15 protein-coding genes are annotated in these 14,057 nt (G+C 44.1%); 5 read left to right on the top strand and 10 right to left on the bottom strand.

Going from position 1 to position 14,057, the window contains the following annotated elements; genetic code table 11:
• Positions 1-13: 13 nt before the first annotated feature.
• Positions 14-1,381: a histidine--tRNA ligase gene (gene hisS, locus DQQ10_RS08560; RefSeq protein WP_112746436.1), complete on the bottom strand. Its 1,368-nt coding sequence runs from the start codon at positions 1,379-1,381 to the stop codon at positions 14-16.
• Between the two features lie 213 nt (positions 1,382-1,594).
• Here hisS and DQQ10_RS27900 point away from each other — a divergent pair, with 213 nt between their 5' ends.
• Positions 1,595-1,756, top strand: coding sequence for a hypothetical protein (locus DQQ10_RS27900; protein ID WP_165823859.1), 162 nt, complete (start codon positions 1,595-1,597; stop codon positions 1,754-1,756).
• Positions 1,757-1,894: 138 nt separating this feature from the next.
• Positions 1,895-2,671: an exodeoxyribonuclease III gene (locus tag DQQ10_RS08555; RefSeq protein ID WP_245970330.1), complete on the top strand. Its 777-nt coding sequence runs from the start codon at positions 1,895-1,897 to the stop codon at positions 2,669-2,671.
• Between the two features lie 97 nt (positions 2,672-2,768).
• Here DQQ10_RS08555 and DQQ10_RS08550 read toward each other — a convergent pair whose 3' ends face one another.
• From DQQ10_RS08550 to DQQ10_RS08535, 4 genes are all read right to left on the bottom strand, one after another.
• Entirely contained in the window at positions 2,769-3,377 is a 609-nt protein-coding gene (locus DQQ10_RS08550) for a hypothetical protein (RefSeq protein ID WP_112746435.1), read from the bottom strand.
• Between the two features lie 199 nt (positions 3,378-3,576).
• Positions 3,577-4,884, bottom strand: a complete 1,308-nt coding sequence (gene murA, locus DQQ10_RS08545) for a UDP-N-acetylglucosamine 1-carboxyvinyltransferase (protein WP_112746434.1) — start codon at positions 4,882-4,884, stop codon at positions 3,577-3,579.
• A gap of 60 nt (positions 4,885-4,944) precedes the next feature.
• Positions 4,945-5,637, bottom strand: coding sequence for a DUF4290 domain-containing protein (locus DQQ10_RS08540; protein WP_112746433.1), 693 nt, complete (start codon positions 5,635-5,637; stop codon positions 4,945-4,947).
• A 176-nt stretch (positions 5,638-5,813) separates the two neighbouring features.
• Positions 5,814-8,075, bottom strand: coding sequence for an ATP-dependent helicase (locus DQQ10_RS08535; protein WP_112746432.1), 2,262 nt, complete (start codon positions 8,073-8,075; stop codon positions 5,814-5,816).
• Between the two features lie 98 nt (positions 8,076-8,173).
• On the opposite strand from DQQ10_RS08535, the gene tcmP reads away from it, so the two are divergent.
• The 3 genes from tcmP to DQQ10_RS08520 all read left to right on the top strand — a co-directional run bounded on the left by tcmP (position 8,174) and on the right by DQQ10_RS08520 (position 10,089).
• Positions 8,174-9,001 (top strand): three-Cys-motif partner protein TcmP, encoded by an 828-nt coding sequence (gene tcmP, locus DQQ10_RS08530; protein ID WP_112746431.1) that lies wholly within the window; start codon positions 8,174-8,176, stop codon positions 8,999-9,001.
• Between the two features lie 26 nt (positions 9,002-9,027).
• Entirely contained in the window at positions 9,028-9,618 is a 591-nt protein-coding gene (locus tag DQQ10_RS08525) for a DUF3109 family protein (protein ID WP_112746430.1), read from the top strand.
• A 117-nt stretch (positions 9,619-9,735) separates the two neighbouring features.
• Complete coding sequence (locus DQQ10_RS08520) at positions 9,736-10,089, top strand: four helix bundle protein (RefSeq protein ID WP_112746429.1); 354 nt, start codon at positions 9,736-9,738, stop codon at positions 10,087-10,089.
• 56 nt (positions 10,090-10,145) lie between these two features.
• Here DQQ10_RS08520 and accC read toward each other — a convergent pair whose 3' ends face one another.
• From accC to DQQ10_RS08495, 5 genes are all read right to left on the bottom strand, one after another.
• Positions 10,146-11,495: an acetyl-CoA carboxylase biotin carboxylase subunit gene (gene accC / locus DQQ10_RS08515; RefSeq protein WP_112746428.1), complete on the bottom strand. Its 1,350-nt coding sequence runs from the start codon at positions 11,493-11,495 to the stop codon at positions 10,146-10,148.
• A gap of 82 nt (positions 11,496-11,577) precedes the next feature.
• On the bottom strand, positions 11,578-12,066 hold the full coding sequence (gene accB / locus DQQ10_RS08510; RefSeq protein ID WP_112746638.1) for an acetyl-CoA carboxylase biotin carboxyl carrier protein: 489 nt from the start codon (positions 12,064-12,066) through the stop codon (positions 11,578-11,580).
• Positions 12,067-12,167: 101 nt separating this feature from the next.
• On the bottom strand, positions 12,168-12,734 hold the full coding sequence (gene efp, locus DQQ10_RS08505; protein ID WP_112746427.1) for an elongation factor P: 567 nt from the start codon (positions 12,732-12,734) through the stop codon (positions 12,168-12,170).
• A 132-nt stretch (positions 12,735-12,866) separates the two neighbouring features.
• On the bottom strand, positions 12,867-13,865 hold the full coding sequence (locus tag DQQ10_RS08500; RefSeq protein WP_112746426.1) for a beta-ketoacyl-ACP synthase III: 999 nt from the start codon (positions 13,863-13,865) through the stop codon (positions 12,867-12,869).
• Complete coding sequence (locus DQQ10_RS08495; RefSeq protein WP_112746425.1) at positions 13,862-14,056, bottom strand: hypothetical protein; 195 nt, start codon at positions 14,054-14,056, stop codon at positions 13,862-13,864. Before DQQ10_RS08495 ends, DQQ10_RS08500 begins: the two co-directional genes overlap by 4 nt.
• Between the last annotated feature and the right edge of the window lies 1 nt (position 14,057).

The raw sequence follows: 14,057 nt of genomic DNA, 5'->3' as shown, positions 1-14,057 counted from the left end.
TGAGCGTTAAAGATCAATTTAATTTTTCAATTATCTGATCGATCGTAAGTTTTTCCTGTTCGCCCTTGTTCATGTCTTTGAAGGTGAGTTGCCCACTCTTCACCTCGTCTGATCCTAGCACAAGTGTAAATGGAACCATCTTCTTGTTCGCGTAGTCCAACTGTTTTTTAAGTTTGGTATGATCAGGATAAATTTCACACGCAATACCTGCGCCACGCAATTGATTCAGTATGCCCAAACCATAACGGAAACTTTCATCGTCGAAATGACAGATTAATATTTTCGAGGAGACTTGCGCGTTTTTTGGAAATAGGTTCAATTCTTCCATCGCGTCGAAAATGCGATCAACGCCAAAGGAGAATCCTACGCCTGATAATTTTTCTTTATCACCAAAAGCTTGTGTGAGGTTGTCGTAGCGACCACCACCGCTTACACTACCAATGGATACATTGTTGATTTTTACTTCGAAAATACATCCTGTGTAGTAGCTAAGGCCGCGAGCAAGCGCAACGTCAAATTCTACGTTGGTGTCATCGGAGCCATAACTTTCGAGGAGAATGAATACTTCTTTGAGGTCCATCAATCCTTTTTTTCCAGCGTCACTACTTTCGAACTTCGTAGTGAGTAACGCAGATTGACTTGCATTGGAGCGTTTTACATTGAGGATCGCAAATAGCTTATCGAGACTGCTATTGCTGAATCCTTTTTCAACGAGTTCCTTACGAACGCCTTCTTCACCGATCTTATCGAGCTTGTCGATGGCAACGAACAAAGATGTCTCTTTTCCTTGTGCTTCAATCAATTCGGCAAGACCTGCGAGTACACCTCGGTGATTGATTTTGATGGTATAGTCAGTGATGGCAAGACGTTGAAAAACATCTTTGATCATGAGGATGATTTCGGCTTCGCAGATGAGTGAGTCGGTGCCTACTACATCGGCATCGCATTGGTAAAACTCGCGATAGCGGGCCTTAGCAGGACGGTCACCGCGCCACACGGGCTGAATTTGATAGCGCTTAAACGGAAATGCAATCTCATGACGGTTCATTACAACGTATCGTGCAAAAGGTACCGTTAGATCGTAGCGTAGCCCTTTTTCGCAGATCTGGAAAGAAAGTTGCTTGGCGTTTGTAGACGTGAGTTTGTCTTTTGGAACATCTTTCAGAAAGTCGCCGGAATTAAGGATTTTAAACAATAACTGATCACCCTCCTCGCCATACTTTCCTGTTAGCGTAGACAGGTTCTCCATTGAGGGTGTTTCTAGCGGCATAAAGCCATACGTCTGAAATACCTTTCGTATCGTATCAAAAATGAACTGTCGCTTTGCCATCACGGCAGGACCAAAGTCGCGGGTACCTTTCGGTAGAGTAGGTTTTTCCATAATTCGCCGCAAAAGTAATTAAAAACGGTTACCGGATGCCGGTTTCCAGTCGCCAGTTTATTGATGAAAAAAGTATTCGATAATTAAATCAAATGACCGGAATCTGGCAACCGGAGTTGTATTTGAACCGCGAATCTCCCAAGAATTTCCAGCTTCTCTTTGTTTAATCCATTTTCAGGCTTATTTTTGCACTCCTTTTAAAAGAATTGAGCCATGGCAGTAACCAGACTTAAAAGAAAAAACCGCAAGGATAAGGCGGTAGCAGCGGTAAGACGTCAAACGCTTAAGATCCAGAATTTTAAGCCTGTCGTGAAAAACGTTGACATCGAAGCGATTAAAGAAGAATTCAAAGCTAAGGCTTCGAAGAAAGCTTAATCTCTAAAACTTCATATAAAAGCCCTATGATGATCACATAGGGCTTTTTTATTGCCTTTTTTGTACGCCTATCCCGTATCACTTTTTTGTTTCAACGTTTCCTGCTAATTCGCAAAGGTTAAATCAAACTCTGTTTCAATGTCAGCACTGCATTTTGTAAACTGGAACGTCAACGGTATTCGTGCCATTATTAAGAAAGAATTCATTGAGAATGTCCGTCAGATGAACCCGGATATCCTTTGTTTACAAGAAACAAAAGGTGGCTATGAAGAAGTACGTTCTGCATTGGAGCTTCTTCCCGAATATAAAACTCAGGTGAACTGCTCGAAAGCAAGAAAAGGATATTCTGGAACAGCGATACTCTCGAAAATTGAGCCGTTGAATATCACGTGCGATATGGGCTTCGAGGAACACGATCAGGAAGGTCGCGTGATGACGGCTGAATTTCCTACGTACTTCCTCGTTACTGTATACACGCCAAACTCTGGTGAAGGACTCGCACGCCTCGACTATCGTGAACGATGGGATAAAGAATTTACAGAATATCTCACCTGGTTGAATCGAAGAAAGCCTGTGATCGTATGTGGCGATTTAAACGTAGCGCATCAACCGATCGATATCGCGAATCCTAAATCGAACTACAACAAATCAGCCGGTTACACGCAACGGGAGATCGATGGATTTACCAGATTGTTGGAAGCTGGTTATGTCGATACCTTCAGACATTTTTATCCGCAAGAGGTGAAGTATAGTTATTGGAATTACGTAACCAATGCCCGCGCAAAGAATGTGGGATGGCGTATCGATTATTTCTTAGTGTCGCAGTCGCTACTACCGAAAGTGAAAGATGCCATGATCTACAATGAGTATCATGGTTCCGATCATTGTCCGGTGGGCTTATCAATCGAGATCTAATTACTTAAAAAGAGTGCATTGGCCTCAAGTCACAAGCTGCAAGCCTCTATTTTTGAACTTCTTGAAACTTGAGGCCTGTAGCTTGAGGCGTTTAGCATTAAAGTCCTATCCCGATCTTCACGCCGATCTTAGGCATAATGCCTTCATACCGTGGATTGAATATGCTCACGTCTTGGTGTTGGTCGATCTCACCATAAGGGTATTCATTTTCAGCAAATCGTACAGCGCCACCAACATAGATGTCGAGTACCAATGCTTCCCAAAGCGTTCGCTGCCACCCGAGTGTAAAGGCAGGCGCGATGGACGTTGTCTTCTGTTCGCGATAGTAATCGTTGGCATCTATTTCTTTTCCCTTGAAGTACTGCGCACGAACGCTTAGACTATAATAAATTCCGCGATAGAAACTGCGATCGCCTTTTTGGTGAAACTTCATAAAAGGAGCATAGCGCCGGAATCCCAGTTCAACATTGTATCCACGGGCTTCATCAAAATCTTCATCGCCGCTTTTAAAGCCTACGTCAAGGTTCAAACTTCGCTTGTAACTTTTGTCGAAGAGTTCAACACCCAATTCAAAATTCCGCTCGAAAAATTTCATTGGGGCCATTTTAACAGTAGCGCGGGGCATTGAAAAGGTAGGCTCAATTTGTTCTTGCGCCGCGACGAGGGTCGTCATAAGCAAGCCCATGATGATAATCGTATATTTCATTCGTATCATTTTAGAATAAAACACAGAAAATTAGATAGAAGTTGTATCTACAGCTACAACGTTTATGCCACGAATGGCAACATTTACGTGTTACCCGAGTGAGTTGCTGCCATAAATTTAGTTAGACCGCTGAAACGTTCGAGGTCACCACCTGTAGGCAATGACCTCGATTCAGATTTTACTATAACAAAACCGGTGTTTATCCTACACGCTCAATATCTGCACCGACAGCCTTCAAGCGCGCTTCAATGTTTTGGTAGCCACGATCGATCTGTTCGATGTTTGAAATCTCACTCGTTCCTTTAGCGGATAAGGCTGCGATTAGCAACGACACACCAGCTCTGATATCGGGTGATGACATTTTGATACCGCGAAGTGATTGCTTACGTTCAAGACCAATCACGGTAGCCCGATGTGGATCACAAAGAATAATCTGTGCGCCCATGTCGATTAGTTTATCAACGAAGAACAAACGGCTCTCGAACATTTTTTGATGGATGAGAACGGTCCCTTTCGCCTGTGTTGCCACGACGAGCACAATACTCAGCAAGTCTGGTGTGAATCCAGGCCAGGGGGCATCGGCAATTGTGAGAATAGATCCGTCGATAAACGTTTCAATCTCATAACGCTCTTGTGATGGGATATGAATATCGTCGCCACGAAACTCAAGTTTAATACCGAGTCGTTTGAAGATTTCAGGAATGATTCCCAACATATCGATGCGACAATTCTTAATCGTGATTTCCGATTGCGTCATTGCTGCGAGACCGATAAAACTTCCGATCTCGATCATGTCGGGTAACAAGGTGTGTTCCGTGCCACCAAGTTTTTCAACGCCTTCGATGGTGATCAGGTTGGAGCCAACACCGGTGATCTTAGCACCCATACGGTTCAACATCATACAAAGCTGCTGGAGATAAGGTTCGCAGGCCGCATTGTAGATGGTAGTCTTTCCTTTTGCCAAGACAGCAGCCATGATGATGTTTGCTGTTCCTGTAACCGATGCCTCATCGAGAAGCATGTAGCATCCGGTGAGCGATGTTGCATCGATGTGAAAAAGATGTTCGCTAGCATCGAAGTTAAACTTTGCGCCAAGCTTTTGAAAGCCCAAGAAGTGCGTGTCAAGTCGTCGACGTCCGATCTTATCACCGCCTGGTTTAGGCAAACTCGCCTTGCCAAAACGTGCAAGGATTGGCCCGAGTAGCATCACAGAGCCACGTAAAGCGGCCGCTTTTTTGCGATATTCTTCAGACTCGAGAAAAGCCATATTGATATTCGATGCCGTGAATCGATAAGACTCAGGACCAAGTTTTTCAACTTTACAACCAAGATCGCCAACCAATTCGATCAGTTTATTAACATCAACGATGTTGGGAAGATTGTGAATGGTAATGGGTTCTGATGAGAGCAGTACTGCACTAACAATTTGCAATGCCTCATTCTTTGCACCTTGCGGAATAATTTCGCCTTTCAGCTTCTTTCCGCCTTTAATCTTGAAAACGCTCATTTAAAAAATTGACGGTTGACAAATAACTGGAACAAAAACTCATGCCTTCAAACAACGCGATTATCCATCGCGACGACGACGGAAATTGTTTCCTTTGTTCTTGTTGAACGGACGGTGACCACCGCCTCCTCCTTGCTGACGACGCTGATGATTGTCGCCATTGCCTTGCGGGCGAGCCTTCTTACGCTCTTTGTATAATTTTTCGAATAGATTATCCTCTCGAACTTTGTCGATGGTCATCTTCAATGCGCCACCTGACATCAATTGGATATCTTTTAAGATCACAGAATCATCCAGCGTTTCTTTGTTCCAATTCCCGTAGAAAGTCTTCATCAACTTTCCGAGATAAATGATCGCCTCTTGACGCTCTTGTGGGTCTTCAAGCTTTAAGGCTTCCTTCACAAGCTTCTCGATGTTTTTTCCGTAGTGCTTGAAGCGTACATCGCTCTGTGGATATTCCATGCGATCAGGTTTCTTAAACAAGATGTCGCGCTCTGGAACTGGGAAAGGGTTGTTAACATCTAAATTAAAATCAGCAATGATGTAAAGATCGTCCCACAAACGTTGTGGATCGTCTCCTTGCTCTTTAATGGTGGGTGTTAACTGCTTGATAAGTTCAATCAAGGTATACGAAAGTTCAGTACGCTTCTCCTTGCTAGGCACGTTTCTGATGTATTCAATCAATTTCTGAACGTTACGTCCGTATTCTTTCAAAATGATGTGCGGACGGTCGGTGTTGTATTCTCCGATCATAGAGTAGTGAAATTAGCCATTAGAGTTTGAATCGCAGTTGAAGTTGATCTTTGGGATTGGGCTTTCAAGAAAAAGTGCTTCTTACCAATAAACTGACCAGTGATCAATGATTCTTAGTACGTTAATAGGCAAATCTAATCAAAAGACAACACCAAACAAAGCGGGATCGTGCGCCGTTACTGCACGATCCGAAGCTTAGCAAAACTTAAAAGGAGTGTCTTTTCGCCTGCCTCTTTAAATTCAATTTTAGCCTTACGGTCGGCGCCGCTGAAGTCCATCTTTACCACGGTTCCAAAACCAAATTTTGGATGCTCTACCTGCATGCCTTCCTGTAGACCAGACGTATCACTTGGCTTGAAGTCGGCCGGAGCCTTGTACGCAGTTGATGCCGCTGGTTTTTTTATCGGTGTAGAAGCCACTGTCTTTTTGATACCCGACACGAGTTTCTTCGCATAGTCCGTTGGCGGCGGCGAGGACTCCAGTCCCGAAAACTTCGAACTTACTTTCATGAAGCTCTGATCGATGTCGTCGATGAAGCGGCTCGGCTCACAATTTTTAAGGCGGCCAAAACGATATCGTGTCAGCGCGTAGGAGAGGAAGAGGCGTTTTTTAGCCCGCGTGATCGCCACGTAGAACAAACGACGTTCTTCTTCAAGATCCGCCCGACTACTCAACATCATCTGCGATGGGAAAAGATCTTCTTCCATCCCGACCATGTACACATATTGGAACTCCAATCCCTTTGCCATGTGAATGGTCATCAACGTTACCTTATCGGGATCCTTGTCCTTGTCTTCATCTTGACCGCCTACCAATGCCGCTTCTTGTAAGAACGCGTTTAAGGTCTTGTCTTCACGCTCAGGATCATCGACAAATTCTTTGATGGCGTTCAATAATTCCTGAACGTTCTCGTAACGACTCAATCCCTCGACCGTTTTGTCTTCGTACAGTTCTTTAAGAAGACCGGAGCCTTTTGCGATTTCGAACGATGCTTCATACGCATCTTTATTCTGGATCTCAACGGAAAACCGTTTGATCATTGATACAAAATCATCAATAGGACCTGCAGAACGGCCACCAACAAACGGCGTGGAGTTTTGCAAAATCTCCCAAATGGAAGTTCCGTGATCGTTTGCTGCGACTACAATTTTATCTACTGTAGAATCACCGATACCACGCTTCGGCAAGTTGATAATTCTCCGGAACGAAGCTTCATCTTGTTGATTGAGCGTGAATCGCAGGTAAGCCAAAAGATCTTTAATCTCTTTTCGCTGATAGAAGGAGAGACCTCCGATGATTTTATACTTGATATTGTTACGACGAAGCGACTCTTCAATGGCACGCGACTGACTGTTGGTTCGATATAATACAACGAAGTCACTGAACTTCAATTGGTGTTGCATCTTCTCTTGAAAGATAGATGTCGCCACGAGTCTTCCTTCTTCATTATCGGATACCGCTTTGATCAGTTCAATCAAACCACCATCTTCATTTGACGTCCAAACGTTTTTCGGTATCTGCGCTTTATTTCTCTTGATGACCGAGTTAGCGGCCTGTACAATGTTTTGTGTAGAGCGATAGTTCTGTTCCAGCTTGATTACCTTCAACTCGGGGTAGTCGCGCTCGAAGTTTAGAATGTTACTGATGTCTGCTCCACGGAACGCATAAATACTCTGTGCATCATCGCCCACTACGCAAATGTTTCGTGTCACGGAAACGAGCTTGCGAATGATGTAATATTGACAAAGGTTAGTATCCTGAAACTCATCTACCAATACATAACGAATTCGATGTTGATATTTGTTGAGCACTTCAAGATGCTCTTTGAAAAGTTTGTCGGTGTTGAAGAGTAGGTCGTCGAAGTCCATGGCGCCCGACTTAAAGCAACGTTGCGCATACACTTTGTAGATGCGTGCCATCTCAGGGCGAAGGTTTGCAGCGTCATCGGCCATCAGTTCCGGGTTACGCGCATAGTCTTCCCAGCTGATCAATCTGTTCTTTGCAGCTGAGATTCTGTTGTAGACTACGTTTTGTTTGTAAACGGTGTCATCCAATCCCATTTCTTTAACGATGGTTCTGATGAGCGATTTGGCATCATCCGTATCGTAGATCGTAAAGTTGTTGGGATAACCCAAGTGTTGGGCTTCTACACGGAGAATTTTGGAGAAAACCGAGTGAAAGGTACCCATCCATAAGTTTCGTGCATCATGACCGACAACGTGTTCGATCCGTTCACGCATTTCTTTGGATGCTTTATTGGTAAACGTCAAAGCCATGATGCTGAAAGGGTCCACGCCTTTGCGCATCAATTCGGCAATTCTGAACGTGAGTACGCGTGTCTTGCCCGACCCAGCGCCGGCAATCAACATACAAGGTCCATCGGTATTTACTACGCCTTCGCGTTGAGGCTCATTTAAGGTGTCTAAGTAGTCGCTCATATCAGGGCGCAAATTAACATTAAGGCGTATATCCTTTCAAAGGAATTTTACCTTGATTACTTTTGAAAAATTATCTCCTACTGAACCCGTAATAAGCCTTGCAAGTTCAATATAATTTCTCCGATGAGTTGACAGTCACAGCGTCTGAACCTTGGTTTAAAGTAAAGGTTCAAGCGAACACGCGTTACCTTGAGGCGTTTGTCGGTCAGGTCGCCGGCCGTGCTGATGAAATTATTTTTATCGACCTTTTCTCCGGAAACGGATTATATACTGTGGGCCACCAGAAAGAGATCTTTCCAGGCTCATCTTTTCAAGCGTTGCTGTCGGGATTGCCGATTACGCGTTACATTTTTTGCGAGCACGATCAGGAGCAAGTAAAGGCGCTAAAGGCTCGGGTCAGCAAGTTTTTTCCGCGTCACCCCGTCACCGTATTTGATCAACCGATTGAAACGCTTCCCGCGAAATTTACAGATATAGTTCCGCAGGGAAAACCGCGCAGAAAAGCAGCTGTGTTTTGCTTGATTGATCCATGTTCAATTGATATTCCATTTTCGACAATCGAGAAGTTCGGTCGTGCGGGATGGAATCTATTGATGCCGTTCACTTTTCCACTCAATGTTCGTATGAATCATGCTTTCTATCAGACGGAAGGTCGCGATAAGTTGCAAAGGTATGTGGGCGTATCTGGGGCGAACAAACTGTCATCCGTAGAAAACAACGGAAATTTTTATCAGCAGCTGGTTCAGATATATGAAAATAACATGTTGGTAATGGGCATGAACAGCGCCATTTCTGCCCAAAAAATAAAATCGCAGTGGATGGAGCTACCTGCGTACAGCATGGGATTCTTCTCTGCGCAAATTTCTGCGAAGGCAGTACAGCAAGAAGTGCAGGGAAGCGAATTCGCGCAGTTTGAGCTTTTTTAATCGTACCTTTGAAAAAATAATAATCCATGATCAAAGTAGGAGAGGTTCTTGTCTCTGACGACATCAAAGACAAAGAGTTTGTTTGCAACCTTGAGAAATGTAAGGGTGCTTGCTGTGTAGAAGGCGACTTTGGCGCGCCCCTCGAAGAAAGCGAACTCGCCATCTTGGAAGAAATCTATCCTACTGTCAAACCGTATCTCACGAAAGAAGGTATTGCCGCCATTGAAAAACAAGGCAAGCATACTACCGACGATGATGGAGAACTTTGTACGCCAATTATAGATGGTCGTGAGTGTGCGTATGCGATTTACGACAAACAAAACGTTTTGAAGTGTGGGATCGAACAAGCATACCTCGATGGAAAGATTTCCTGGAAGAAGCCGATCTCATGTCATTTGTATCCAATTCGGGTTACATCGAAGAAAAATTTTGAAGCACTCAATTACCACAAGTGGCACATTTGTTCACCAGCCTGTGCGTTGGGTAAAGAACTTCAAGTGCCTGTTTATAAATTCCTAAAGGATCCGCTGATCAGAAAATATGGCGAAGCGTGGTACGGCGAATTGGTGAGTACGATTGAGTCGATGCCGCCGAAGGAGAAGAAGACGAAACGTTGAGTTTGTTCACGGTTCACGGTTTGACGGTTCACGGATGACGGATGAAAAATTGTGGGGTGTTAGCGCCCTGTTGTGTATATCAAAAACGTTGTGTTAAAGTTTAAACCAATTTGTTTTATGGCATTCAATTTCGAAAGACTTGAAGTCTGGAAGCTTTCGGTTAATAATTCCGGAAGTATTTACGATTTAACAAAGGGATTTCCCAAGGAAGAAATTTATGGATTAACCTCGCAGATCAGGCGAGCAAGCGATTCAGTTAGTTTGAATATCGCAGAAGGTTCTACAGGCCAAACCAAAGTTGAATTCGGGAGATTTTTGGGGTATGCTGTAAGGTCTGGAATTGAAGTGATTGGATGTCTTTACCTGGCGCGGACGAAGGGTTTCATAGACGAAAATGTATTCAGTCTCTTTTATCAGCAGGTGGAAACAATGATTATCAAGATTCAATCACTGAGGAAAAGCTTGAGATAGGTTCACGATACACCATCCGCACTTTTGCTGTGAACGGTGAACCGTGAACCGTGAACTTATTTCAACTGCGAAAAATCAAATGATGTCTCGAGGAATTTCGTCGTGAATTTTCCAGAGCGGAAGATGGCGTTGTCCATCAACTTCAAGTGGAAAGGAATTGTGGTCTTCACACCTTCGATTACAAACTCACTTAAAGCACGTTTCATCCGCGTAATAACTTCTTCGCGAGATTGACCGCTCACAATAAGCTTAGCGATCATTGAATCGTAGTTTGGTGGAATTGTATAACCTGCATAGACGTGGCTGTCGACACGTACGCCGTGACCACCTGGTAAATGAAGGTTGAGGATTTTTCCTGGTGAAGGACGGAAGCCGTTCGCAGGATCCTCGGCGTTAATACGACACTCCATCGCGTAGAGATTTGGGAAATAGTTTGTTCCAGAAATCGGTACACCGGCAGCAACTTTGATTTGTTCTTTGATCAAATCGTAGTCTGTTACTTCTTCCGTGATAGGGTGCTCTACTTGGATACGCGTATTCATTTCCATGAAATAGAACTTGCCGTGTTTATCGACAAGGAACTCGATCGTTCCTGCACCTTCGTAGTTGATTGCCTTAGCACCTTTGATAGCAGCTTCACCCATTTTCTCTCGAAGCTCTTGGCTTACGATCGGAGATGGTGTTTCTTCTACCAACTTCTGGTGGCGACGTTGTACTGAGCAATCACGTTCGGAAAGATGGCATACTTTGCCGTATTGATCACCCATCACTTGTATTTCAATGTGACGTGGCTCTTCTACAAATTTCTCAAGATACAATCCGTCGTTTCCGAAAGATGCACCAGCTTCGCGTTTAGCATCATCCCAAGCTTTTTTGAATTCGCCTTCTTCGTTGATGATGCGCATACCTTTTCCACCACCACCGGCAGTAGCTTTCACAATTACAGGGTAACCAATCTCTCTGGCGAGCTCTAATCCTTGCTCAATAGAGTCGAGCAAACCATCAGAACCGGGAATGGTCGGTACACCCGCTTTTTTCATGGTATCCTTTGCTGTGGACTTATCGCCCATAGCGTTGATCATGGCAGGTGTAGGGCCGATGAATTTAATACCGTATTCGTGACAGATAGCAGAAAATTCAGCGCGTTCAGAAAGGAAGCCATAGCCAGGATGGATGGCATCCGCGTTTGTGATTTCTGCTGCTGAAATAATGCGCGGAATATTGAGATAAGAATCTTTGCTAGGGGCATCGCCAATACATACTGCTTCGTCAGCGAAACGTACGTGAAGACTTTCGCGATCGGCTGTCGAGTATACCGCGACAGTTTTGATATCCATCTCTTTGCAGGTACGGATAACACGCAAGGCGATTTCACCGCGGTTAGCAATCAATATTTTTTTAAACATAGTATTCGTTTAAATCAGAAAAACTGAACCTTCCGATGTGAGCGTATGCTGTAGTCGGAAGGTTTATGAAGATTAAAAAGTCTTAGTCAAGTTCTACCACGAAGAGCACTTGATCGTACTCCACAGGCGTTGCATTTTCAACTGGTGCTTTTACGATTGTTCCAGAGAATTCTGATTCGATCTCGTTGAACAACTTCATCGCTTCGATGATACACACAGTTTGTCCTTTAGAAATTTTATCGCCAACAGATACGAACGGAGGCGTATCCGGATTAGAAGAGCGGTAGAACGTTCCGATCATTGGTGACTTAATTTCTACAGTCTTTTTACCTGAAGAAACTTCAGCGGCAGCTTTTTCAACTTTAGCAGCTGGTGCATTTTGGGTAGCGGCTACAGGTTGTGCGGCAATCGCTTGCGTTGCTACCGGTGCAACTACGGGTGTTGATTTAAATACTTTCTGATCCGGTTCACGCTTCACGGAAAGTTTAAGCTCTTTTGTTTCGATGTTTACCTCATTCAGTCCAGACTTCGAGATAAAATCGATAAGGTCTCTGATTTCTGATGTTTTCATTTCAGATGGGTTAGTTGATCCGGAATCATTAAACTCCTTTGAAGGTTTTGCTTCCTTCTTCACTACAGATTTGGATGGGCGTGTTTTACTCATGATTCAGTTTATTCTTTTGCACGTTCGATGTATTCACCTGTACGTGCATCGATTTTAATTTTGTCACCAGTGTTTACGAAAAGTGGAACACGAACTTCAGCACCATTCTCAAGTGTTGCTGGTTTTAATGTACGTGTAGCAGTATCGCCTGCTAAGCCGGGCTCAGTATACTGAACTTCCATCACTACGTTGTTCGGAGGATCGGCAGTGATAGGATTATTACCATTTTCGAAAGCGATCAATAACGTTACACCTTCTTTGATGTAGTTAACAGACTCTCCCAAGAGTTTTTTGTCAACATAGACTTGATCGAAAGTCTCATTATCCATTACCACTAGACTGTCGCCATCAGAATACAGGTACTGGTATTCTTTTGTCTCAACACGAAGGATCTCGATTTCTTCACCTGGACGGAAACGGTTCTCGGCTACTTTACCATTGCGTACGTTACGCATTTTGATTTGGTAAAATGCACGAAGGTTACCCGGTGTCCGGTGCTGAATTTCTTCTACCTGCGCTATCTCTCCGTTGTAGCGAACGTAGTTTCCTTTACTGAGATCAGATACTGTTGCCATATAAAATCAAGTCATTAAGTTACAAATCAATATTTTAAATGCAAGTCTGCCGAGGTTCACTGTTTGACTGTTCACGGATGACGGTAAAAGCATTTACTGTGAACTGTGATCTGCTCAACCGTGAACTCAACGCTACTTGCTGTCGTATGCCCATTTGATGTACATCGCTCCCCAGGTGAAACCGCCACCGAAAGCGGCAAGTAAAAGGTTGTCGCCTTTCTTGAGTTGCTTTTCGTAATCCCAGAGTAGGAGGGGAATTGTGCCGGCCGTAGTATTTCCATAACGCTCGATATTCATCATCACTTTGTTTTCAGTGATACCAACACGTTGCGCAGTAGCATCGATGATGCGCTTATTCGCTTGGTGCGGTACGAGCCATGAAATGTTATCGGCGTTGAGGTTGTTTCGCTGTGCAATTTGTCCTGCAACATCGGCCATATTTGTAACGGCAAACTTGAATACTGCAGAACCCTCTTGGTACACAAAGTGCATGCGCTTGTCAATCGATTCATGAGATGCAGGGAAACGACTTCCGCCTGCTTTCATGTGTAGATACTGCTCACCCGCGCCATCACTTTTCAACACCGAGTCAATCACGCCAACATTTTCAGTTGTTGGTTCAAGGAGCACGCATCCGGCACCATCACCAAAAATGATGCAGGTGGTTCTGTCGGTGTAGTCCATGATAGCAGACATTTTATCGCCACCGATTACGACCACTTTTTTATACATACCCGATTGTACGAAGCTCGCGCCTGTTGCAAGGGCATAAATAAAACCTGAACATGCTGCGGCCATGTCGAAGCTAAAAGCATTGGTAGCGCCCACTGCTGTGGCTACGATGTTGGCAGTAGCCGGAAACGTCATGTCGGCTGTTACCGTAGCGAAGATCAAAAGATCAATTTCTTTAGGATCTGTTTTAGTTTTTGCCAGCATGTCTTTTACGGCAGCAATACCGAGAACAGACACGCCTTGATTTTCGCCTTTCAGAATTCGTCTTTCTTTGATACCGGTTCGCGAGGTAATCCACTCATCGCTGGTTTCGACCATGGTCTCCAATTCTTGATTGGTGAGAACATAGTCCGGAACATATCCGCCAACGCCGGTAATAGCTGCTCTAATTTGCGTCATACAAGATTATAGGGTTGAACCTTTTTTACGGCTACCTTTAAAAAGAAAAAGCCCGACTTAACATCGAGCATTGATTGAAAATTCATTCCTCCGTTACAGAGGCGTGCTTTCTTTGGTGCTATCATTCTGGTCATGGCTGCGAAAGTCATGTTCAGTGCGAACTGAAAATATCCAGGAATGATGTTTAGCATG

The organism is Pseudochryseolinea flava, assembly GCF_003286915.1.
In the GTDB taxonomy this organism is placed as follows: domain Bacteria; phylum Bacteroidota; class Bacteroidia; order Cytophagales; family Cyclobacteriaceae; genus Ohtaekwangia; species Ohtaekwangia flava.
Note: the sequence above shows the minus strand (reverse complement) of the source record. Positions and strands in the feature narration are given on the sequence as shown.

Bases quoted from the DNA above. Each gene is read 5' to 3' on its own strand.
- hisS (WP_112746436.1), bottom strand. From the start codon at position 1,381: ATGGAAAAACCTACTCTACCGAAAGGTACCCGCGACTTTGGTCCTGCC.
- DQQ10_RS27900 (WP_165823859.1), top strand. From the start codon at position 1,595: ATGGCAGTAACCAGACTTAAAAGAAAAAACCGCAAGGATAAGGCGGTA.
- DQQ10_RS08555 (WP_245970330.1), top strand. From the start codon at position 1,895: ATGTCAGCACTGCATTTTGTAAACTGGAACGTCAACGGTATTCGTGCC.
- DQQ10_RS08550 (WP_112746435.1), bottom strand. From the start codon at position 3,377: ATGAAATATACGATTATCATCATGGGCTTGCTTATGACGACCCTCGTC.
- murA (WP_112746434.1), bottom strand. From the start codon at position 4,884: ATGAGCGTTTTCAAGATTAAAGGCGGAAAGAAGCTGAAAGGCGAAATT.
- DQQ10_RS08540 (WP_112746433.1), bottom strand. From the start codon at position 5,637: ATGATCGGAGAATACAACACCGACCGTCCGCACATCATTTTGAAAGAA.
- DQQ10_RS08535 (WP_112746432.1), bottom strand. From the start codon at position 8,075: ATGAGCGACTACTTAGACACCTTAAATGAGCCTCAACGCGAAGGCGTA.
- DQQ10_RS08525 (WP_112746430.1), top strand. From the start codon at position 9,028: ATGATCAAAGTAGGAGAGGTTCTTGTCTCTGACGACATCAAAGACAAA.
- DQQ10_RS08520 (WP_112746429.1), top strand. From the start codon at position 9,736: ATGGCATTCAATTTCGAAAGACTTGAAGTCTGGAAGCTTTCGGTTAAT.
- accC (WP_112746428.1), bottom strand. From the start codon at position 11,495: ATGTTTAAAAAAATATTGATTGCTAACCGCGGTGAAATCGCCTTGCGT.
- accB (WP_112746638.1), bottom strand. From the start codon at position 12,066: ATGAAAACATCAGAAATCAGAGACCTTATCGATTTTATCTCGAAGTCT.
- efp (WP_112746427.1), bottom strand. From the start codon at position 12,734: ATGGCAACAGTATCTGATCTCAGTAAAGGAAACTACGTTCGCTACAAC.
- DQQ10_RS08500 (WP_112746426.1), bottom strand. From the start codon at position 13,865: ATGACGCAAATTAGAGCAGCTATTACCGGCGTTGGCGGATATGTTCCG.
- DQQ10_RS08495 (WP_112746425.1), bottom strand. From the start codon at position 14,056: ATGCTAAACATCATTCCTGGATATTTTCAGTTCGCACTGAACATGACT.